The sequence below is a fragment of the Salipaludibacillus agaradhaerens genome (genome assembly GCF_002019735.1).
Classification (GTDB): Bacteria; Bacillota; Bacilli; order Bacillales; family Salisediminibacteriaceae; genus Salipaludibacillus; species Salipaludibacillus agaradhaerens.
Genome location: NZ_KV917378.1, coordinates 2259400 through 2281072 on the forward strand (window position 1 = coordinate 2259400; position 21673 = coordinate 2281072).

General features: G+C 40.9%; 20 protein-coding genes. 9 read left to right on the plus strand and 11 right to left on the minus strand.

All coding sequences use genetic code 11. The features are described 5' to 3' along the window. Positions 1–12: 12 nt before the first annotated feature. Genes pgsC through BK581_RS10560 form a run of 3 tightly spaced genes read left to right on the plus strand, consistent with a single transcriptional unit; the run spans position 13 to position 3566 of the window. Complete coding sequence (gene pgsC / locus BK581_RS10550; RefSeq protein WP_078578133.1) at positions 13–462, plus strand: poly-gamma-glutamate biosynthesis protein PgsC; 450 nt, start codon at positions 13–15, stop codon at positions 460–462. A gap of 18 nt (positions 463–480) precedes the next feature. Then, a complete protein-coding gene (locus BK581_RS10555; RefSeq protein ID WP_078578134.1) occupies positions 481–1755 on the plus strand; it encodes a CapA family protein in 1275 nt (424 codons plus the stop codon). Beyond that, the gene (locus BK581_RS10560) at positions 1752–3566 is read left to right on the plus strand and encodes a gamma-glutamyltransferase family protein (RefSeq protein WP_078578135.1); all 1815 of its coding nucleotides are present in this window, start codon (positions 1752–1754) and stop codon (positions 3564–3566) included. The genes BK581_RS10555 and BK581_RS10560 overlap by 4 nt, the downstream gene beginning before the upstream one ends. Positions 3567–3628: 62 nt before the next feature. Here the strand turns inward: BK581_RS10560 and BK581_RS10565 are convergent, their stop codons facing one another. Then, positions 3629–4957 (minus strand): TrkH family potassium uptake protein, encoded by a 1329-nt coding sequence (locus tag BK581_RS10565; protein WP_078578136.1) that lies wholly within the window; start codon positions 4955–4957, stop codon positions 3629–3631. A gap of 235 nt (positions 4958–5192) precedes the next feature. Here BK581_RS10565 and BK581_RS10570 point away from each other — a divergent pair, with 235 nt between their 5' ends. Further along, positions 5193–6362, plus strand: coding sequence for a MalY/PatB family protein (locus tag BK581_RS10570; protein ID WP_078578137.1), 1170 nt, complete (start codon positions 5193–5195; stop codon positions 6360–6362). A 1004-nt stretch (positions 6363–7366) separates the two neighbouring features. On the opposite strand, the gene BK581_RS10580 is transcribed toward BK581_RS10570, so the two are convergent. Then, entirely contained in the window at positions 7367–7576 is a 210-nt protein-coding gene (locus BK581_RS10580) for a YwbE family protein (RefSeq protein ID WP_078578139.1), read from the minus strand. A 642-nt stretch (positions 7577–8218) separates the two neighbouring features. Here BK581_RS10580 and BK581_RS10585 point away from each other — a divergent pair. After that, positions 8219–9010 carry a YihY/virulence factor BrkB family protein gene (locus BK581_RS10585; RefSeq protein WP_078578140.1) on the plus strand — a complete coding sequence of 264 codons (792 nt, stop codon included), beginning with the start codon at positions 8219–8221 and terminating at the stop codon, positions 9008–9010. A 400-nt stretch (positions 9011–9410) separates the two neighbouring features. Here BK581_RS10585 and trhA read toward each other — a convergent pair whose 3' ends face one another. Then, positions 9411–10058 (minus strand): PAQR family membrane homeostasis protein TrhA, encoded by a 648-nt coding sequence (gene trhA / locus BK581_RS10590; protein WP_078578141.1) that lies wholly within the window; start codon positions 10056–10058, stop codon positions 9411–9413. 158 nt (positions 10059–10216) lie between these two features. On the opposite strand from trhA, the gene BK581_RS10595 reads away from it, so the two are divergent. Next, positions 10217–10786: a DUF1836 domain-containing protein gene (locus BK581_RS10595; protein WP_078578142.1), complete on the plus strand. Its 570-nt coding sequence runs from the start codon at positions 10217–10219 to the stop codon at positions 10784–10786. Positions 10787–11136: 350 nt separating this feature from the next. Continuing rightward, entirely contained in the window at positions 11137–11481 is a 345-nt protein-coding gene (locus BK581_RS10600) for a YflT domain-containing protein (protein ID WP_078578143.1), read from the plus strand. 57 nt (positions 11482–11538) lie between these two features. On the opposite strand, the gene BK581_RS10605 is transcribed toward BK581_RS10600, so the two are convergent. Then, the gene (locus BK581_RS10605) at positions 11539–12147 is read right to left on the minus strand and encodes a trimeric intracellular cation channel family protein (protein ID WP_078578144.1); all 609 of its coding nucleotides are present in this window, start codon (positions 12145–12147) and stop codon (positions 11539–11541) included. Between the two features lie 246 nt (positions 12148–12393). Between BK581_RS10605 and BK581_RS10610 the strand changes: the two genes are divergently transcribed. Further along, the gene (locus BK581_RS10610) at positions 12394–12594 is read left to right on the plus strand and encodes a DUF2188 domain-containing protein (RefSeq protein ID WP_078578145.1); all 201 of its coding nucleotides are present in this window, start codon (positions 12394–12396) and stop codon (positions 12592–12594) included. Positions 12595–12831: 237 nt separating this feature from the next. Here BK581_RS10610 and BK581_RS10615 read toward each other — a convergent pair whose 3' ends face one another. From BK581_RS10615 to BK581_RS10645, 7 genes are all read right to left on the minus strand, one after another. Next, a complete protein-coding gene (locus BK581_RS10615; RefSeq protein ID WP_078578146.1) occupies positions 12832–13707 on the minus strand; it encodes a CoB--CoM heterodisulfide reductase iron-sulfur subunit B family protein in 876 nt (291 codons plus the stop codon). Then, a complete protein-coding gene (locus tag BK581_RS10620) occupies positions 13707–14660 on the minus strand; it encodes a succinate dehydrogenase/fumarate reductase iron-sulfur subunit (protein WP_078578147.1) in 954 nt (317 codons plus the stop codon). The genes BK581_RS10615 and BK581_RS10620 overlap by 1 nt, the downstream gene beginning before the upstream one ends. Then, positions 14660–16369 (minus strand): FAD-binding protein, encoded by a 1710-nt coding sequence (locus BK581_RS10625; protein ID WP_078578148.1) that lies wholly within the window; start codon positions 16367–16369, stop codon positions 14660–14662. The genes BK581_RS10620 and BK581_RS10625 overlap by 1 nt, the downstream gene beginning before the upstream one ends. Positions 16370–16406: 37 nt before the next feature. Continuing rightward, positions 16407–16979 (minus strand): Fe-S-containing hydro-lyase, encoded by a 573-nt coding sequence (locus BK581_RS10630; RefSeq protein ID WP_078578149.1) that lies wholly within the window; start codon positions 16977–16979, stop codon positions 16407–16409. Positions 16980–16993: 14 nt separating this feature from the next. Next, positions 16994–17839, minus strand: a complete 846-nt coding sequence (locus BK581_RS10635) for a fumarate hydratase (RefSeq protein WP_078578150.1) — start codon at positions 17837–17839, stop codon at positions 16994–16996. Positions 17840–17873: 34 nt separating this feature from the next. After that, entirely contained in the window at positions 17874–19346 is a 1473-nt protein-coding gene (locus BK581_RS10640; RefSeq protein ID WP_078578151.1) for an anion permease, read from the minus strand. 260 nt (positions 19347–19606) lie between these two features. Then, positions 19607–20575, minus strand: coding sequence for a helix-turn-helix transcriptional regulator (locus BK581_RS10645; RefSeq protein ID WP_078578152.1), 969 nt, complete (start codon positions 20573–20575; stop codon positions 19607–19609). Between the two features lie 117 nt (positions 20576–20692). Here BK581_RS10645 and BK581_RS10650 point away from each other — a divergent pair, with 117 nt between their 5' ends. Then, entirely contained in the window at positions 20693–21526 is an 834-nt protein-coding gene (locus BK581_RS10650) for an SDR family NAD(P)-dependent oxidoreductase (RefSeq protein WP_078578153.1), read from the plus strand. Positions 21527–21673: the final 147 nt, after the last annotated feature.

The following is a 21673-nucleotide window of genomic DNA, read 5'->3' on the forward strand; positions in this document are numbered from 1 at the left end:
AGCTGGCTAAACGTGTTTGGGACAGATTTATATATAGCGATTATTGTAGGTGTATTGCTATCACTGCTCTATGCCGAGAAAACCGGAATTGTACCAGCAGGACTCGTTGTCCCTGGTTACCTCGCACTCGTTTTTGATCAATTAATGTACGTGGTCGTAGTAGGTATGATTAGCTTACTCACCTTCCTTATTGTCACACAATTAATTGGAAGAATGACAGTGTTATACGGACGAAGGAAATTTGCGGCCATGTTAACTGTCGGTGTCTTATTAAAAATGGGGATGGATTATCTCTATCCACTGACCCCCTTCCCAATTATGGAATTAAGGGGAATCGGGGTTATCGTTCCCGGTTTAATCGCTAATTCTATACATAAGCAAGGGGTTTTACCAACGTTCGCTTCAACATTTGTTATCGCTTTTTTTACTTTTGTCATCATTACCGTCTATCACTTGTTTTAGATTAGGAGCGTTTTATCTATGTCTGAAAAATTATCATTTAAAGATCGACTAAAGTTAGTGACTATCCGTCATCGTCAAAAAGCTGTTCTTCATGCTACTATCGCTATCGTTATTTTAGCTATTCCATTTTTCGGGCATCATTGGTACTTTTCTGCAAACATGCCTACTGAGACACGTTCGGATGATGTCAACTATCGCATATCCATGGTGGGCGATATGATGATGGGACGGCATGTTCATGACGCTGCTGTTCAAAGTGGTGAACCGATTGATCGCGTCTTTGAATACACTTATCCTTTTTTTGAAGAGTCAGACTATGTGACAGGTAATTTTGAGACACCTATATTGGATACGGATGATCCAGAAGTGGTCGCCCATATGGATGATGCTGAATTACATAATAAAGATATTCACATCTATTCAGAGCCTTGGGCAATGGAAGCATTAGAAAATGCAGGTTTTGACTCTGTGAATTTTGCAAATAATCATGCTCTTGATTATGGGGATTTGTCCCTTCAACAAACATTATCAGCTATAGGCAGTTCTTCTCTTGAAACACTTGGAATCGGTGACGCCATCAATTTATCAGAAGAAGAATTAAAAGATGGTGCTATTGATGCCGCTGACATGTCCTACTTTAACATTAATGGCGATGTGAGAGTTGGTATTATAGGCTTTACAGATGTTTTTGTGCAAGGATTCAGTGCACAAGACTTTGTAGGTGGGGTCTTCACTCCTCAATATCAAGGGCTCGCCGAACTGCGCAACCGACTGCTAGAAGCAAAAGCACCTGAAGAAGAAGGCGGCGGTGGAGCTGATATTGTCATGGTGCATATCCATTGGGGCGACGAATATCAAGTAGGGTATAACGACCGTCAAGAGGAATTAGCCCATTACATCACTAATTACGGAGCAGATGTTATCATCGGACATCACTCACACGTGCTAGAGCCTGTGACAGTCGTAGATGGTACGAACGGCAATCGCGCCATCGTCATGAACAGCCTTGGAAACTTTGTATTTGATCAAGGATGGACCCGCACGAAAGAATCAACCATCGCTCAGCTTGATTTTTTAAATGATGGCACGAAACAACTCTCCTTTGTCCCTATGTATATTGAAAATACCCAGCCCCGTGAAACAGCTGGATGGACAAAGTTTTATCGTGACTATCGTATTTTCCGCACACTTCGCAAAGAACTTCCAGATGAGTGGTGGACAATTGAAAACGGTAGATTAAAGATTGACTTAGATGCAGCAGGTGTACTTGAAGGAGTGGACTTAACCTCATGAATTATAAACGTTATTTAAACGTCACTTACGTCTTTGCCAGTGTTATTTTCATAGGCTTAATCAGTTGGTATTTTTATTTTGAAAGTGAGTTTGATCCTTTTCGGGAACCGTATTCTGATAGTAGCTTCACAAACAGGCAAGTGGAATCCCTTATGACTAGCGAAAATAATAGTCAAACCGCTGAACAAAATAATGGTGAGGCTCGTGTCGATATTTATGGCACGAGCTCCGCCCATCCGTTAGCTGCAGAAGTTGGAATGGACATTATCGAGAATGGCGGTACTGCTATCGATGCCGCTGTGGCTGTTTCATTTATGCTTAACGTAGTTGAGCCTTACGGATCTGGAATTGGAGGCGGTGGGGTTATGCTCTACCACGACCCAGCAGAAGGGGTCATAAGTTATGATTATCGTGAAGCGGCCCCTATAAGCGGGAATGATGACCCTACTGGCCGAGGGGTTGCAATCCCTGGCTTTGTTAAGGGAATGGACCTCATTCATGACAATCATGGAGAACTTCCGTGGGAAGACGTTATCGCCCCTGCCATTGAACGGGCTGAAACAGGTTTTCAGGTAGGTGATATTTTTCACCAGCAAACAGGTAATGCTGTTCGTTACCTTGAAATGGAAGAACACGAGCGTCAACTATTCTTTCCCGAAGGACAGGCTCTCGGTGTCAATGACCAACTCGTTCAAGAAGATTTAGCAGATACGTTACGACTCATTCAGGAGAACCGGTCGGATGGTTTTTACAGTGGACCAATCGGGGATCTTTTACAACAACAATTCAACTTTACTGAAGAAGATCTGGCTAGCTATGAACCACAAATAACTGAACCTGTCTCTGCTGAAGTGGGAGAACAAATTGTCTATGGTGGTCCCTCACCTTCATCTGGAACAGTAGTCGTCCAAGCTTTGCAAGTGGCAGATCAGCTCGATTTAAATGACGTTTTCCCGGATGAAGACCTGCCCGAAGATTTCTCATTCGGAGACCTTGCTAACTCTGAGGATTCACAGCACATTTATATTCATTTGATAAATGAAATAACAAAAGCCACCTATGACAGCCGCCTTGACACTTTAGGTGACCCTGCGTTCGATGATATTGATCATCAAGCACTGACAGATGATGATTATATTCAACAATTACTAGACGATATTTCTTTTAATGAGATTACACCTGGTGATACCTCCGAGTTATTCGATTCTCCTGCAGAGGAAGCCGATTCTCGACATACCACTCATTTCGTTATTGTAGATAAAGAAGGCAGAATGGTATCCGCTACCCATTCACTAGGTGAATTTTTCGGTTCTGGTATTTATATTGACGGCTTTTTTATCAATAATCAAATGACTAATTTTAGTGATAATCCAGATTCCATTAATCGTTATGAGCCAGGTAAAAGGCCACGTACTTTTGTCGCACCCATGATTTTTGAAGAAGAAGGCCAGCCAGTTCTCGGGATGGGGTCACCAGGTGGAAGACGTATTCCTGCTATGGTATTTCAGACGATCATGCAATATCATTATGGAATAAATGACGATGGTGATCCAATGACACTTCAAGAAGCGATCGAGGCTCCCCGCTTTTATAACGAAGAAGATGTCATCTATTTACAAGAGGAATTACCTGAAGATGTTAGCAACGAACTTCGCAATATGGGATACTCTGTTGTTGGACATAGCTCACCATTGTTTTATGGTGGTATTCAAGGACTTGGTGTGGTCATCGATGATAATGGGAACGTGGAAGGGATGTACGGTGGCGGTGATCCTCGTCGTAACGGTGCATGGCAAATCGAATCAGAATAATAGCAAAAGCCGTCCTGTTTACTACTACGGACGGCTTTCATGTGTTATTAACTTTACGAGCGTTATCCTGTAAACACATCGCCTTTCGGATAGCGAACATGAGCTGTTTCAGCTTTAGCTAATGCAAATGCTAGTGTCACAGGGCCGATCCGTCCTATCACCATCAGGACAATGATAACCTGCTTCCCTATAAACGTTAACTCATCAGTAATCCCCATGGACAGTCCTACAGTTCCAAAGGCTGAGAATGCTTCAAAAACGAGTGTTAAATAGGGGGCTGACTCTGTAACTGATAACATAAAGATACTAATAAAGACGGCGGTCAGACTAACGCCGACAATGGAAAGGGCACGAATCACAATGTGATTATCGATACGGCGCTTAAAAACGATCGTTTCCTTTCGTCCTCTTAAATAGGAGCCAATCGCCAACACAATAATAACAAACGTTGTGAGCTTAATACCACTCCCTGTAGAGGCGCTCCCAGCACCAATGAACATCAGTAGCAACATAAAGGTGATCGTACCTGGGGTCAGGCTTCCGATATCAACGGTATTAAAACCTGCCGTTCTCGGAGTAACCGCTTGGAAATAGGAAGCCCATAGCTTTTCACTCCCTGCTAAACTTCCAAGTGTATGAGGGTTACCGTATTCAAGGACAAACATCAGGAACATGGCGACTATATTTACAATCAACGTCCCTACTAACATTAATTTTGTGTGGAGAGACAGCTGCCTAAATGTTTTTGTGCGAAACAAATCATAAACGACGGTAAATCCGATACCCCCTGTTATAAATAAGAACGTGATGATGATATTAACGACAGGATCACCAACATATCCTGATAAACTGTCACTCCACAAAGAGAAGCCCGCATTATTGAACGCAGAAATAGAATGAAATAAGCTCGTAAAGAAGCCAAAGCCCCAACCATACTTCGGAATCCAATGAAATGACAAGAAAAGGGTGGCGATAGCTTCCATAGAAAATGCAAAAATAAGCAGTACTTTAACGAGCCGAATCATGCCTCCTAAGGAAGTTTGATTTAAAGATTCTTGGACTAGCAATCTCTCCCTTAAACCGATACGTTTCCCTAATGCTAAAACAATTAAAATAGCAAATGTCATTAGACCAAGACCACCTACTTTAATTAAAAGCATAATGACGACCTGCCCAAAAAACGTAAAGGCTGAGCCGGTATCTACGACAATTAGGCCTGTCACCGTCGTAGCCGACGTGGCAGTAAACAAAGCATCGATCAGAGTAATGCCTTCTTTTGTAGCAAAAGGCAGCATAAGTAACAACGTCCCTATAACAATCGTGACAAGAAACCCAATAGCAAGGACTCTCGGTGGTGATAGTTTTTTGTGTTTCATTGATGATAATTTCATAGTCTTCCCCTCTTATGTGCTTGTTAGCTAGTTAAACTGTAACAGCGTGTTTGCCCTAACAGACACGTACATTTTCCTCTTATTAATAATAAAAATTTACGCCTGTTCCCCATTAAAGTCAATCATTTTTTTGTGAACGATTACGTCACTAAAACTTCTGTTGAAACACTAGCTTTGCTTAAATAAACTATTTCACCTTATACTGAAGTGAGACTATAGAATAGCGGGTGATAAAATGGACTTTTTTGAACAAAATATAGACCGAACAGGTACGTTCTCTGTTAAATGGGAACGCACTAAGGAAGTCTTTAAAACCGAAGAAGACGTTTTACCGATGTGGGTAGCTGATATGGATTTCAGACCGCCTCAAGCTATTAGCGATGCCCTTAAAAAGCGAGTTGAACATGGCATTTTTGGCTATACCTTTACAGGAGAAACAGTAGCTGATGCAATTATTAATTGGCTAGCTGATCGTCATGGATGGGAAATAAATAAGAGCTGGATCACCTACAGCCCTGGTGTTGTTCCCTCAATAGGCAAAGCGATTCAAGCATTAACAGAACCAGGTGATCGCATCTTAGTCCAATCACCTGTCTATCCACCATTTTTCTCAATGATTACGGATAACGACCGTAAAGTGGAAAATTGTCCTTTAATTAAAAAAGAACACCAGTATGATATTGACTTTGACGCTTTTGAGCAAGCGCTTAAAAATGGTGTAAAACTTTTCATACTTTGTAGTCCTCATAACCCCGTTGGGCGGGTATGGACCGAGGACGAGTTACGCCGCATGGCCGAGCTTTGCCTAGCCCATGATGTTATCATTGTCTCTGACGAAATTCATTCCGATTTAATTTTATCAGGCCATCAACATGTTCCAATCGCCTCTTTATCTAAAGAGATTGCAGAAAATACGATTACATTAATTGCACCGAGTAAAACCTTCAACTTAGCTGGGCTTCAGGCGTCAGTCATTATTTGTGCTAATCATGACCTTCAAAAAAAGTTAAACGTCATTGCCAAACGCCAAGGAAGCTTTACCCTTAATACGTTTGGTATCGTTGCAATGGAGGCCGCTTATCGATACGGTGAAGAGTGGCTTGACGAACTTTTAGCCTATTTAAAAGGTAATGTTGATGTGGTGAAAAGTTATATCGCTGACGAACTACCTGAATTAACACTCGTGGAGCCTGAAGGGACATACTTGTTATGGATTGATTGTCGCAAATTAGGTCTTTCAGATGGAGAACTGAATCATTTATTCACTCACAAGGGCAAAATAGGCTTCAATCCTGGCATAAGTTTTGGTAAAGGCGGAGAAGGATTTGTACGAATGAATGTGGCCTGCCCACGTAGTACAGTTATCGAGGGACTAGCTAGGATGAAAAAGGCGATCCATTCCTAATTATTACGACATGATTGGAAAACGAGAGAGAGCTCTATTGCTAATTATTAAAACATTACTTTTAGAATTCGAAAAAAATAAATACTTATTAAAAGCCAAGGCAATACTCCTGAAAACAACACGATCTGAAACCTCCACAGAAGAAGTGCTGTTTGTTTTCATCTGTGATATAAAGCTAAGCTGCAATCAGTGGGAATTTTACGGTCGCTTATCTGTGATATAACGAACCTTCAATCAGTGGGCATTCGTCCTTCTTCCACTGATTGGTAGTTGAGTTTAATCAGGACATTACCGACCGTTAGATCCACACTATTTCGATTTTGTTCTTTACTCTATTTTGATGCTGGGAGCTTTACGGACGGTTATCTGTGATATAACAAACCTTCAATCAGTGGACATTCGTCCTTCTTACACTGATTGGTAGTTGAGTTTAATCAGGACATTACCGACCGTTAGATCCACACTATATCGATTTCGCTCTTGACTCTTTTTTAAGCTGGGAGCTTTACGGACGGTTATCTGTGATATAACGAACCTTCAATCAGTGGGCATTCGTCCTTCTTACACTGATTGGTAGTTGAGTTTAATCAGGACATTACCGACCGTAGCTCCATCCTATATCGATTTTGTTCTTTACTCTATTTTAAGCTGGGAGCTTTACGGACGGTTATCTGTGATATAACGAACCTTCAATCAGTGGGCATTCGTCCTTCTTCCACTGATTGGTAGTTGAGTTAAATCAGGACATTACCGACCGTAGCTCCATCCTATATCGATTTTGTTCTTTACTCTATTTTAAGCTGGGAGCTTTACGGACGGTTATCTGTGATAAAAAATTCCGAACGAATTCAAGAGAATCGTTCGGAATTCCTTATAAGTAACAGACGTTCTCTCAGGTCCTGCTTTTTTCACAATCATTAGTCTTTACTTCTGTTGTGAACATCCTTATTTTAAAAACATGCGTGCCTACTACCAATCTCTACACCCTTTTAATAGGGCGTTTCTTACTGACTATCGCTATTAGAAATAATCTCTTTCACACGCCCCACTTGTCCGTCAGTGAGTCTCACTTTGATCCCGTGTGGATGCGTCTGTGACTTCGTTAAGAGATCCTTCACAATCCCTTTCGTTAACTTACCTGTTCGTTGATCTTGCTTTAATACAATCGCTACTTCTATACCTGGCTTAATATTTTTTCTTTGCTCGCCATTCATGATCGTTTCCTCACTTTCAACTTGACCACTCACTCATGTCGTTGACTAAAAAGAGTGACTTCTATTTTTCTAAATAAAACGAACCTTCAATCAGTGGACGTTTCGGTTCTTCTATCACTGATTGATAGTTGAGTTTAATCAGGACATTACCGACCGTTAGATCCACACTATATCGATTTCGCTCTTGACTCTATTTTGAGCAAGGAGCTTTACGGACGGTTATCTGTGATATAACGAACCTTCAATCAGTGGGCATTCGTCCTTCTCCCACTGATTGGTAGTTGAGTTTAATCAGGACATTACCGACCGTTAGATCCATCCTATATCACTTTTGCCCTTTACTCTACTTTGAGCTGGGAGCTTTACGGACGGTTATCTGTGATATAACGAACCTTCAATCAGTGGGCATTCGTCCTTCTTACACTGATTGGTAGTTGAGTTTAATCAGGACATTACCGACCGTTAGATCCACACTATATCGATTTCGCTCTTGACTCTATTTTGAGCAAGGAGCTTTACGGACGGTTATCTGTGATAAATTTTGAACGTTATGCGTAACTTATATGTATTCCTGATTCTTCTTCACACTTTACGGGAATAAGGTATTAAATACAAGCTATTTTCTTTCAGGAGGAATTCGCCATGTTTAAATTGCTATGGACTCGATTTAATCAGCACAACTTAATCGACTTAGGCGCTCAGTGTGCTTACTATTTTCTATTATCACTATTTCCTTTTCTCATTTTTATTATCAGTCTTTTAACATTTCTTCCTTTCACATTTCAGGATGTTTACCGTCTCTTACAAGAGGCTTATATTCCTACTGGAGTGCTTGAAGTCATTGAAAACCAGTGGCAAGTCCTTGAGCGTAATCAACAAACCGGTGCCCTTTCATTAGGGATTATCTTTACTTTATGGACGGCTTCCCTTGCCTTAAATGCCATTATAAGAGCATTAAATACAGCCTACCATGTGTCAACGGAACGCGGGATGGTGATGGCCCGCTTAACCTCTATCATCTTAACAATCTCCATGTTTTTTGTCATTATTGTGGCGCTAGGGGTTCAAATTATTGGCTCTCAGCTGCAACATTACTTAGAGTTTGATTTAGGGCTCTTTGAAATAGATGTCTTTCGTTGGTTATTTACTTCAGCCGTAACATTTTTAGTTTTCTTAATTCTCTATCTAGTCGGCCCCAACATTCGTCTTCATTTTCGCGAGGTCTATATTGGGGCGATCGTAGCGACGATCGGCTGGCAGTTAACCTCATATGGTTTTTCCATTTATTTAAATACCTTTGCTAATTACTCAGCTACGTATGGGACGATCGGGACCGTTATTGCTCTCATGGTCTGGTTCCACTTATCCTCCCTTATTTTGCTTCTCGGCGGTGAAATCAACGCGATATTAAAAGAGGACAGACACCATTTATAAGTTACATCCAACGTTCATATGATGAGGTTGGGACAAAATCCAGTGAATAATAATGGCCCTCACTTATGGGAGCCATTTTTTTAATGAATGTTATTCAACCCCATTGATGGTCCAAAACATGAGACTCCCGTGGGAAAAGCAAGAGCTAATTTATTTGCGACGAGTACTCGCAGGAGCAGAAGATCCATCGGGGTGATCTTCCCCCGATTAGCTGAAGCCTTGTCCACGGCAAGCGAGTGTATTTTTGCCAAGCAATCTAACGCAAAAAGAATTCCTTCTGACAAAGTTAAATGACCACAAAATAACAGAACAGGAGGTATCCTTGTGTTTAAAGTTTATAACATGCATTTCTCCAAACAAAAAACCAACTGGACGATTCCAGTCAGTTGAAAATTATAAATTATATGACATATAAATAGACACTCAGGAAGTGTGCTAAGCTTCCAAGTAAAATAAAGATATGAAAAATCTCATGGTAACCGATGTGTTTAAATTCTAGCCAATGTGGCTTCCAACCATAGATCACCCCGCCTATCGTATATAAAATGCCACCAGTAAGGAGGAGCATCAGTCCAGGATAGGCCATCACTTCAGATAACGGAGCATAAAAGAAGACGACAAGCCACCCCATTCCAATATACAGCCCCGTTGAGAGCCATCTAGGAGAATGAAACCAAACCATTTTAAAGACAACACCCGCAATGGCAAGACCTGTAACAACACTAAACAGTGTCCACCCTGCCACACCGTTCATCGTAATAAGACAGAAAGGCGTATAAGTCCCTGCAATTAACACGTAAATCATTGAATGATCCATCCGTCTAAAAAAAGCAATCACTTTATCTTTAGCAATGACCATATGATAGGTCGCAGAAGCTGAATAAAGTAATATGAGACTGATTCCAAAAATAATAACTGCCATAAGCTCCAAAGGAGAGGCACCATCTAGAGAAACCTTAATAACCATTGCTAGCAATGCAACGAACGAAAGCAAGGCACCAGCCAAATGTGTGAGACCGTTCACCGGTTCTCGAATATACGTATTCATTAATACAACCCCCAAGTTACTTCATGTAGTTTTTATAACTACTTATTATAATATACTCACAATACTTAATAGTCAACATTTACTTGAGCTGTTTTACCATATATACTTTATCTAATTAGCCATTCATTTTTTTGCAATTATTATTGGAGGTTTTAATTATGGAATCCCTTGAGCAACTGTTATCTAAGCTCCAGCTTAACAATCACATTGAACTGACGGACATCCCTGATCTCGATTTGTATATGGACCAAGTCATTCAATTATTCGATAACACATTTAATGATGCTAAACGCCATGAAAAGGATAAAGTTTTAACGAAAACGATGATTAATAATTATGCGAAAGGAGGGCTAATTCCTCCTATTAAAAATAAAAAATACACTAAAGAGCATATGATATTTCTCTCTTTAATTTATGAATTAAAGGGTGTATTATCTATCCAAGACATTAAATTGACGTTATCTGAGCTTATTGAAGGATCCAGTCGTTCATCTGAAGAGCTTCAAACATTCTATAGGCATTATTTAAGCCTCTCTAAGAGGAATTCAGATAAATTTCGTCAGGATTGTACTGAGCACTTGTCAGAGGTTGAGCACCTTCTAAAAGATGAAAATGCCATAAGTTCTGAGCATATTATGTTAATTTTAACGCTTATTAATATGAGTAATATTTATCGAAAAGCCGCAGAAAAATTAGTAGACAGTCTAACAGTCCAACAGGATAAGTAAGAGCCTACAAACACACGCTGTGAACTAACAACCTCAGTTACCTCAACAGATTTCCTGCTAATTAGTATAGTCCTAAAAAGCTGTCTCACAAATTGAACGCTGATGACAGCTTTTTCTATGTCCTCCTCTAGTCTTCCCCACACAAGTCGTCTCGTTTCTCGATAGTCACCACCGTTTAACTTCTTGCTGTTACTCCTCTTTTTATTATCACAGGTCCTTACTATCGCCTAATCCAAGAGTCCTAATTCGCCCTTTTCTATCAAAAAAGAGGTTTATTTCTCTCTCCTAAATGGAAAACAGTCCATAACACCATAAAATAAAACTTACTTTAATCGAAAGGATGATAAGATATGACACCTATTTACAAAGAATTTCACAATGATGAGGAAGTTGTATCATCTGTTCAAGCATTGAAGAACAAAGGTATTAGTGGAGACGACATTTATATTGTGGCTCATGACGATGATCGAACAAAAAGAGTCGCTGATAATGCAGATGCGAATACGATTGGTATGAGTGAACAAAGCTTTGGAGAAGCGACAAAAAATCTGTTCCGCCAAAAAGGTGATGAGCTACGTACGAAATTTAATGAAGTTGGCTTCACTGACACTATGGCGGAAGATTTAGAGGAAAGTCTAGATGAAGGAAAAATTGTCGTGGTCGTTAAAGATGCGCCAGAAGATGTCTTTATTTAAACACAACAGAATTAGCAAAATATCATGAAACGAAGCAGTAAGTATCACTGCTTCGTTTCATGATGTATGGTAACTAACTGTTCGAATGGGGAGCTTCCAACCGAAATAGGAGGCGAAAAGTCGCATAATAACGACTGTCACAACAATTAATAAAAGCTGCCATGGCGCCGTTAGCCAGCCTGTTCCTACAATGACTCCTGGAATTAATGTCCACGCAATATAAATATCTTTCTGAAGAAATAGCGGCTTCCTTCCTGCTAAAACGTCCCTAATCATCCCGCCACCTGTTCCAGTTAATGCAGCCGCAGCGATGCTAGCACTTAACGGCAAGCCCATGGAATAGGCATACATCGCTCCTTGTACCGAAAATGCCCCAAGTCCAATGGCATCAAAAAAGACACCTCTACGAAGAAGTGTCCATCGCACTACTTTCGGAAATACGAATGCTAACGTCATAACAGCAAAAGCAACGGTGAAGAGTGTCCCTTGCTCCCACAACTCTGATACTGGGACACCAATAAGTAAATTCCTCACAGCTCCACCACCGAATGCCGTAATAAACCCTAAAATATAAATACCCATTAAATCATACTTTTCTTCCATCGCTACTAGCACACCACTTAATGCAAAGGCAATGGTACCAATAACGTTTAATACATCCCACATGTCTTTACCTTCTTTCTAACGATCAAAATACGTCTCAATTTTAGGCGAATAAAGTGAAATCAGCAAGCCTTTTGTTTCATTGGTGTAAAAAAGCCTATATCCATTAGCATATGGTAAATTTCATCTACCTTCTTGTTTAGTCTCATTCTCAATCGGGAATCGCAACACTAAGCACCTTTTAACAAAAAAACAAGTTATTTAGTTGCTTTAGAAATTAATTATTCTTCACAAAGGGAGGTGTCAACAATGAAAGAATACACTGTCAGACCAAATAAAGATGCTGATGCATGGTTTTTAAAAATCGAGGATGTAGCACCTGAGAAAGACTTTGATAAAATGGATGAGGCCATAGAAGCAGGTAAACAGGTTGCGGAGGAAAATAAACCGAGTCGACTTGTTATATACAATCACCTCAATCAAATAGTAGATGAAAAAACGTTTCATTGAGGATGGAAGATTCATTGATTTTAGAAGCTTGAAAATTGGGTGGACGACTTCCATAAGAAGAACCATGATGACACTTCTGATCCTCAGATAACCCCCGCCTATATAGATGATATGGTTACTTATTTAAAAGGGTTGCCGCATAAGTATTAACTTATGAAGACAACCCTTTATTTGAAATTTGATATCTTATTTTGAATGATGACATTTGTTCAGTTCATTATAGTTCCAGACCGTCAACTAACCTATTGCCACCTTTAGTGTAGGAATGACATCGACTATATGGCGATCAATCGCCAATTCTTCAGGCTCGAACCCTAATGCCAAACCAATTAATTGTGGCAAGTGTAAAATTGGCATTGTAATATCCATTTGGCTTCCTTTTTGCGCCTCTGGTTGGTACATATCTAACTGCATTTGACAAAGAGGACACGGTGTCACGATACAATCAGCTTTAGCTGCTTTAGATGACAAACAATTTTTTTCTGTTAGTTTCATGACTTCTTTTTCTGCAGGAAAGACGGCATGAAAGCCACAACAAGCAAGTCGTTGATCAAAGTCCACAACTTCCGCACCTAATGCTTCTGCCACCATCTCCATCGATTGAGGGTTTAATGGATCTTCAAATCCCATCACATCTGCTGGTCTTAAAATATGACAACCATAAAAGTTTGCCACTTTCAAACCTGTTAACGGGCGTTTTACTAGTTTCTTAAGCTCATCCAACCCATAGTCTTTAATGAGAACCCACAATAAATGTGTGACATCAGACGTTCCTTTATAAGTCATCCCAGCCTCATTTAACTTCGCATTAGCTGAGTCCCGTTTTTTCTCACTTTTATCGAGCTTTGTTTTTGTATTTCTAAGCATGAGTGTACATGTATTACATACGGTTAATAAAGGGGCGTTCAGTTCTTCTGCCAAAGCAATGTTTCGTGCATTAACTGCATCGCTCAAATCAGCGTTCACATCTTGTATATGGCTGGCTCCACAACACGTCCAGCCGTTTAGTTCAATCAGTTCGATTCCCATGGCCGCTGCTACTTTCTTCGTGGAAATCATTAATTCCTCAGCCGCAGATTCTAACGTACATCCTGGAAAAAAGGCATACCTCATTAGACTCGCTCCTTTTCATTCTCGCTGTATATTTTTCTCACGCCTTCAATGCCGTCAATTTTCTTAGGAAAATGAAATGGATTTATTTTCCCTTTTGCTATCATGCGATAAGCAAATGGAATCTTTTTCGTTACCGTTTTGACAACACCATCCGTTTTCACTGGGAGCATCATCTCATTTAAGCGCCCTTTGCTCCTCACATCATCATGGAAAGCATAGGCATGACGCGCTCCTTGATTATTCCTTTCACCGCTTTCCATCGACCGTTGTCGTAAGTAGGCGATCTGGTCTGTTAAAGGAATCCCTTTAGGACATTGTGTCACACACTCATTACAATGAAGACATTTCCATAAGCCATTCTCGACTACCGGTTTTAAGCGTGCGTCAGGCGCATTATCTCTAGAATCAACGAGAAAACGATACGCTTTATTAAAGATAAAGGGATCGAGATATGAGCCATCATTCACATCTAATTGATTACATTCAGAGGCACAGGCCCCACATAAAATACAATCTGTCGGCTTAGCAATGGCATCAGCCTCTTCTTTTGATTGAATAAAACCGTTGCTCTTGCTACCATGATTAGCTGGTGAAAGCCATGGATTGACTTTTTTCATCTTCTCCATCTTAGGTTTCCAATCAATCACTAAATCTCTTACAACATCGAAATTCCCCATTGGTTCGAATGTGAGTGTTTTAGTTTTAAATGTTTCTACTAGCTCATCTAAAGATGTTTTGCAGCTTAAAAATGAGTGACCATTTACTTTAATTCCACAGCTTCCGCAAATGGCATGTCGACAGGCCGACGTAAAGTTTAGCGTTGGATCTAAGTCGTCCTTAATCGTCGTTAACGCCCAGAGAACGGTTTTCCCTGGTTCATAGGGAAGTTCATAGCGCTGAAGCCATTTTTTCTCCCCATCAAAACGTTGTATTTGAAAAATAAATTTATCCATTAGTAAACTCTCTCCTCAGGCGTATATGACGTAATACTCACTGGATGGTGGTCAAGGCGGTAATTGTCGCCCTCTTTATAGATCAGGGTATGCTTTAAAAATTCGTCATCACGGCGCTCAGGGAAGTCTTCCCTTGAATGCGAGCCACGACTTTCTTCTCTTGCGATAGCCCCCATTGCCACAGCTTTAGCTAATGTGAGTAAGTTGCCAATTTCAACGTAATTGACGAACGCCATATTATAACGGACCGCAGCATCTCCAATGAATGTTTCTTTATAATCTTCAATGAGCTGTTCAATTGTCTCAAGAGCATGGACCATCTCATCTTTTTTACGAAAAATACCGACATTATCCCACATTGTACCTGCCATCGTGTTACGGATCTCAACAAGGCTTTTACCGGCTTCTTTTTGTCGCATCGCATGAAATTTATCATGCCATTCTGTTGCCTTATTTGTCAGCAGTGTGTCGCCTTTGAACGTCCGTTGTTCAGCCGTTTTCCTAGCACCAATCCCTGCATATTTTCCAAATAGCACAACGTCAGCGACCGAGTTTCCACCTAACCGGTTTGCTCCATGTAGTGAGACACAGGCACATTCTCCGGCGGCATGAATACCTTTAACAGGTGTTTCAAGTGTTTCCGGATTAATAACATGAATGCCGCCCATCATGTAGTGACAGCTCGGTCTGATCGGAACCGGCTCTGTCATTAAATCTGTTCCCTCAAAGTCTAAGGCCAATTCCCGCACTTGTGGGAGACGTTCCATGATTTTTTCTTCACCTAGATGACGCAGATCCATAAGAACATAAGCCTCTAACCCTTCACCGAATCCTCTACCCGCTTTTATTTCCATTTCAATCGAACGGGATACGAGATCTCTCGGTGCTAATTCCATTTTGTCAGGAGCATATTTTTTCATAAACCGCTCTCCATCTTTATTCAACAGGTAACCACCCTCACCACGGCATGCTTCCGAGAGTAAAATCCCAGTAGAAGCGAGACCTGTCGGGTGGAATTGAACGAATTCAGGATCTTTAACAGGTATACCTGCCTCAAAACAAGCAGCTGTCCCATCACCTGTCATGTTGAAAGCGTTCGTCGTTCTATTCCAATAAATGCGGCCGAAGCCTCCGCTCGCTATAACGACTGATTTCGCTTTGATTGCATGGATTTCTCCTGATTTAATGTCCATGGCTACCAAACCATGGCATTCATCCTCTTCAACAACAAGTGAGAGAAGAAACCATTCGTCTAAAAAGGTCACATTATTTTTTAAACATTGTTCATAAACAGAGTGTAAAATGACGTGTCCTGTTTTATCCGCCGAATAACATGTACGAGGACTAGACGCTCCACCAAATGGTCGCTGAGCTACCTTACCATTCTCATCTCTTGAAAACGGGACCCCATAATAGTCCAATTCTTGAATAATCTCTGGCATCCGCTTCGTAAAAAACTCGACTGCATCCTGATCAGCTAAAAAGTCACTCCCCTTAACCGTATCTTTAAAATGCTTCTCAGGCGAATCGGTGTTATCACGGTTACCCATCGCGGCGTTAATTCCCCCTTGAGCAGCTCCTGTATGAGATCTCGTTGGGAATATTTTTGATAAACAGGCCACCTTTAAATTTTTATTTTCACTGGCTGAAAGGGCAGCCATCATTCCTGCGCCCCCGGCACCAACTACAACTACATCATAAGTTAACATATTCGGTTCCCCTTTATCGCTAAAGTTTCTGCCTGCCTCACGACGACGTAGGCTCTGTTTGCTTATATTTTTCAACACCTAATTTGTATAAATCGTTTCCTAAGCTATCAATAGCCACAACACATGGATAGTCGACAACTTCCATTTTTCTTATAGCTTCGGGTCCTAATTCTTCGTAGGCGACCACATCGACTTTATTAATGGAATCAGAGATAACAGCAGCCGCACCACCTACTGCCGCAAAGTAAACAGCACCGTGCTGTTTCATCGCTTCAATCACTTCAGGGCTTCTTGGCCCTTTACCAATCATCCCTCGCAACCCTTCCGCTAATAAAGCTGGTGAGTATGCGTCCATTCTGCCGCTTGTGGTCGGTCCACAGGAACCGATAACACGTCCTGGTTTCGCTGGTGTCGGCCCAGCATAATAGATGACTTGGTCCGTAACATCCATTGGAAGAGCCTCTCCAGCAGATAAAGCCTCCGTCATATTTTTATGTGCTGCATCTCTGGCCGTATAAATCGTTCCAGTTATCGTTACAAGATCACCTGCTCTCAAATCTTTTACTTGGTCATGTGTGAGCGGGATGGTCAATGCTTTTTGTTCAGCCATGTATATACCCTCCTTTATAAAGTTGCTTCAGTGTGTCTTGCTGCGTGACAATTGAGTGTGACACATACCGGTAGCATCGCTATATGCGTTGGAAAAGTCTCAATATGAACGGCAAGAGCTGTTACACGTCCACCAAAGCCTTGAGGACCAATTCCGAGACGATTAATACGCTCAAGAAGTTGTTGTTCCATCTCGGCATACCCTTGTTCAGGATGTGATGACCCAGCGTGACGAGCCAATGCTTTTTTCGCTAATAGTGTACATTGATCCATCGTCCCACCGATGCCAACGCCTACGATAATCGGTGGACAGGGATTTCCTCCCGCATTAGTGACTGAATCTACGATGAAATCCATCACGCCTTCGATACCTTCTGAAGGTTTACACATTTTCACTGCGCCCATATTTTCACTTCCGGCTCCTTTAGGGAGGATTTGAATGTGAAGTTGGTCACCTTCTACTACTTCCGTATGGATAACAGCTGGTGTGTTATCCCCTGTATTCACACGATTTAATAAAGGGTCTGCTACAACAGATTTTCTTAAGTACCCGTCTGTATAACCTTGTCGCACACCTTCGTTGATTGCTTCAGTCATACTACCGCCTACAATTTTGACTTGTTGGCCAAGTCGCACAAGTATGACTGTAATACCTGTATCCTGACACATCGGCACATTATCATGACGCGCTAATGACACATTTTTAATAATTTTGTCTAAGCTATATTTCCCAAAGTCAGATTCTTCTTTCTCCAACCCTTGCTTCAACAGTACTTCAACGTCTTCCGGCAAATCATAAGCTGCTTTGATACAAAGTTCTCTTACTTTATCTGTTATCGTTCTCGTCGATATTTCTCTCATGTCATAACCCCCGCTTTTTTAATTCATCTATGGTTTACCAAAGACCTAACAGCTTCCACCATAGCCCACCGATACCAAGCCATACAATTATGTGAATGACGGATATAATAAGCCCTAGTGACCACCACTTGTTTTGACTCACGTAACCCGATCCGAAAAACACAGGAGCAGGACCACAGCTGTAATGTGTTAAACAACCAAACAAGTTACTAAAAAACGCAAGGATGAGTGCAGATACAAGTGGCGGAGCGCCTGCTGCTACTAAAACAGCAAGGAAAGCAGCGTACATAGCACTTACATGCGCCGTATTACTCGCAAAGAAATAATGTGAATAGAAGTAGACGACTGCAAGAATAATCAACGTCCATATCCAGTTAAAGCCACTTACCATATCACCCATGAGTGCACTGAACCAAGGAATCATTCCTAATTCGTTTAAGAAGGACGCTAGCATGACAAGCACAGCAAACCACACGAGAGTATCCCAGGCGCCTTCTTCTTTTTTAATATCAGCCCACGTTAATACTTGGCTTATAAGAAGGACAGATAAACCGATAAAAGCAGTGGCCGTGGCACTGATCTCAAAGTTCGACCCGAATATCCACAAAACGAGAACTAAGAGGAAAACACCGATCATTGCCCATTCTTCTCGTTTAAGGGAACCCATCTCTTTCAATTTATCAGCTGCCATTGTTGTTGCAGCTGGTGTTTCTTTTATTTCTGGAGGATACAACTTATAGATGACAAATGGAATTAGAATTAAACTAATAAGTCCAGGAACAAGTGCCGCTAATGCCCACCCCGTCCAAGACAGTGTTTCCCCTGTAATATCAAACGCAATTTGCATCGCTAAAGGGTTCGCAGCCATCGCAGTTAGGAACATTGCCGACGTGATCATATCCCCTTGAAATGTTACCTTTGTTAAGTAGCTTCCAATTTTTCTTTCAGTTCCGTCACCAACTTTTGAGCCATAGCTCTCTGAAAGTGAACGGACAATAGGAAACAAAATACCTCCTGAACGCGCCGTATTTGATGGCATCGCCGGTGATAAAATTAAATCACTTGCCACTATGGAATAAGAAAGTCCCAGTGTTTTTTTACCAAATCGCTTTACAAAAAGATACGCGACACGTGAACCTAATCCCGTCTTGATGAAACCACGAGAAATAAAGAAGGCGATAACGATAAGCCAAATCGTGGAATTTTGAAAACCTGATAGAGCTTCATCTATTGTCAGTGTCTGTGTCAGGACGGTGGCCGTTAACGCTAAAATAGCCACACTTCCCATTGGAAGAGGTTTAATGATAAGTCCAACTATCGTCGCCACAAAAATAGAAAAAAGATGCCATGCTTCTTGTTCTAGTCCTGCTGGTGCTGGGATAAACCAAAGAATGATGCCAATAGCTAATGTGATAAACAGAGGTTTCCATTTCACATCTGTTGGACGCCTGTTGTCTGATTTAGCCGTCTGGCTGCTTTGTCTCTTCTGCTTTACTGCCTGTGCCATACTATTCACTCCTTTTTTTAGACGAAGATCAAAAAGTTTGTGAAAAAAATCACATAATGTCTTAAAAAAAAGCCACTTTCATCTTCGCCAGACTCCTTAATCTTTCATCTTAATCGTATTAGAAAACCTGCGGCACAGATAGAAAATGAAAGTAGTTAAAGTGTTTTGAAAGTAAAAAAAGTAACGGCAGTAAAACCACATTTTGTCCAATTTAATAGCTATGTATTACACAGTCTCATACTCTCTTTCTAAATTGTCTCTTATCTCCCAAGCTTATGGGAAACAACAATCGATTCTGCTAATTGAAAAATCTTATGATGGAGATCTTCAGGTTCAATAATGATAAGCTGGTCTGCAAATCCGAGAAGATATCTTTTGGCGTCCTCTTCTGTATGAAATGATAATTTAACAGGTATGAAAGAGTCATGATCTTGAGCTCTAACTTCTACTACCCGTACAAAATGATTAGTAAAAGATAATGTTAGCAGCAATGATTTAGGCACCTTCACCCAAACATCATAAATAGGTAATTCTTCTATAAATGCTTTTTTGGAAGCTTCCCAATAACGAGCAATGTTAAAGTGCTTCGGTCTACAAAATGTCTCGTCAATAGTGACTGCAGTATGAATTCGTGACGCCCTGTAATTTCTAATTTCTCCATTTTCTTTAGCTGCAATGAAATACCAGTTGACCCCTTTAGCCACTAACCCAAGGGGTTCAACAATACGCTCACTTATTTGACCATCTGCTCGCTCGTAAACAATTTTTAATTTATGATCTTGCCATATAGCATCTTTCAAAACATCGAAAGTGTCTATTTTTTCTTTCCTACTTCGCCATGAACTGGTGTCAATATAAATCCGGTTCCAAACCTCTTTTGCTTTTTCACGATATATAGCAGGAATTGAGGAGATAACTTTATTTCTAGCTTCCTCTGATGGACGGGTCAATCCTAAATCGTCGAGTAATTGGTCCGACGGTGAAACAAACAACGCTTGTATTTCTGATTCTTTTAATCCCGTTAAATTAGTTTGAAAATTTTCGAGTAATGACCATCCCCCGTTTTTTCCACGTTCAGCAAAAACAGGGATACCGGCTCCGCTTAAAGCGTCCATATCCCGATAAATTGTGCGTTCAGATACTTCTAATTTTTCCGCCAATTCATTTGCAGTCATTCTCCCTTGAGCTTGCAGCATCAACAGAATCGTGAGCAATCGATCTCCCCTCATTCATCATCACCTTTTCACTCATCATTTATAGCTATAGTCATTTAATTAAATATGACACTTGTTGTCAAGTATAAGCTTTTATAATAAAGCTATCATATAACGAAAGGAATGGGATCTATGAAGTCACTAAAAGGGAAAGTTGCTCTCGTAACAGGAGGGAGCAGAGGAGCTGGTAGAGGTATAGCTATAGAGCTAGGGAAAGCTGGTGCGACGGTGTATATCACAGGTCGCAGTGTAAAAGGAGCTTCTACTAATCAGTGGCCTGGTACAATCGACGATACTGTCTCACAAATTGAAGCTCACGGTGGAAAAGGGATAGCAATCCAATGTGACCATACTCACGATTCAGAAACGGAAGCCGTTATTAATAAAATTCGTACAGAAGAGGGACAATTGGATGTGTTAGTTAATAATGTATGGGGAGCACATGACCTAAGTATTGATGCCAAACCTTTTTGGGACTTATCATTACAGAATTGGGACACGATGTTTACTGCAGGTGTTCGCGCCCAGTTAGCTACGAACTACTTTGCAATGCCACTCCTTCGTGAAAATAACCAAGCACTTATTATTCACACGACCTTCTGGGATGACGACAAGTACATCGGTCATTTTTATTACGATTTAGCCAAGCATTCACTCATTCGTATGGCTCATGGCCTTTCAATCGAGTTAAAAACGGACAATATTGCTGTTCTCGCCATTTCACCAGGATTTATGAGAACAGAACTTGTGTTGAAATACCATGAATTAGATGAGAAGCATTGGCAAGAGGCAGAAGAATTAACGGGAAGTGAAACGCCTCATTATGTCGGGCGTGGAATATTAGCTTTAGCTAGTGATCCCAATGTTATGGAGAAAAGCGGGAAGGTGTTTAAAGTAGGAGACTTAGCCAAAGAATATCAGTTTAGTGATATAGACGGACGTTATATTCCCCCTTTCACACTATAAAACAAACCATCAATCAGGGGGAGTTTTCGTTCTTCCCACTGATTGACCCGTTTAGTGAATCAGGACATTAGCGTCCGTTAGCTCCCACCTATATAGAGTAACCTCTCCTCACTATTTTGACATGGACGTTTACGGACGCTTATCTAT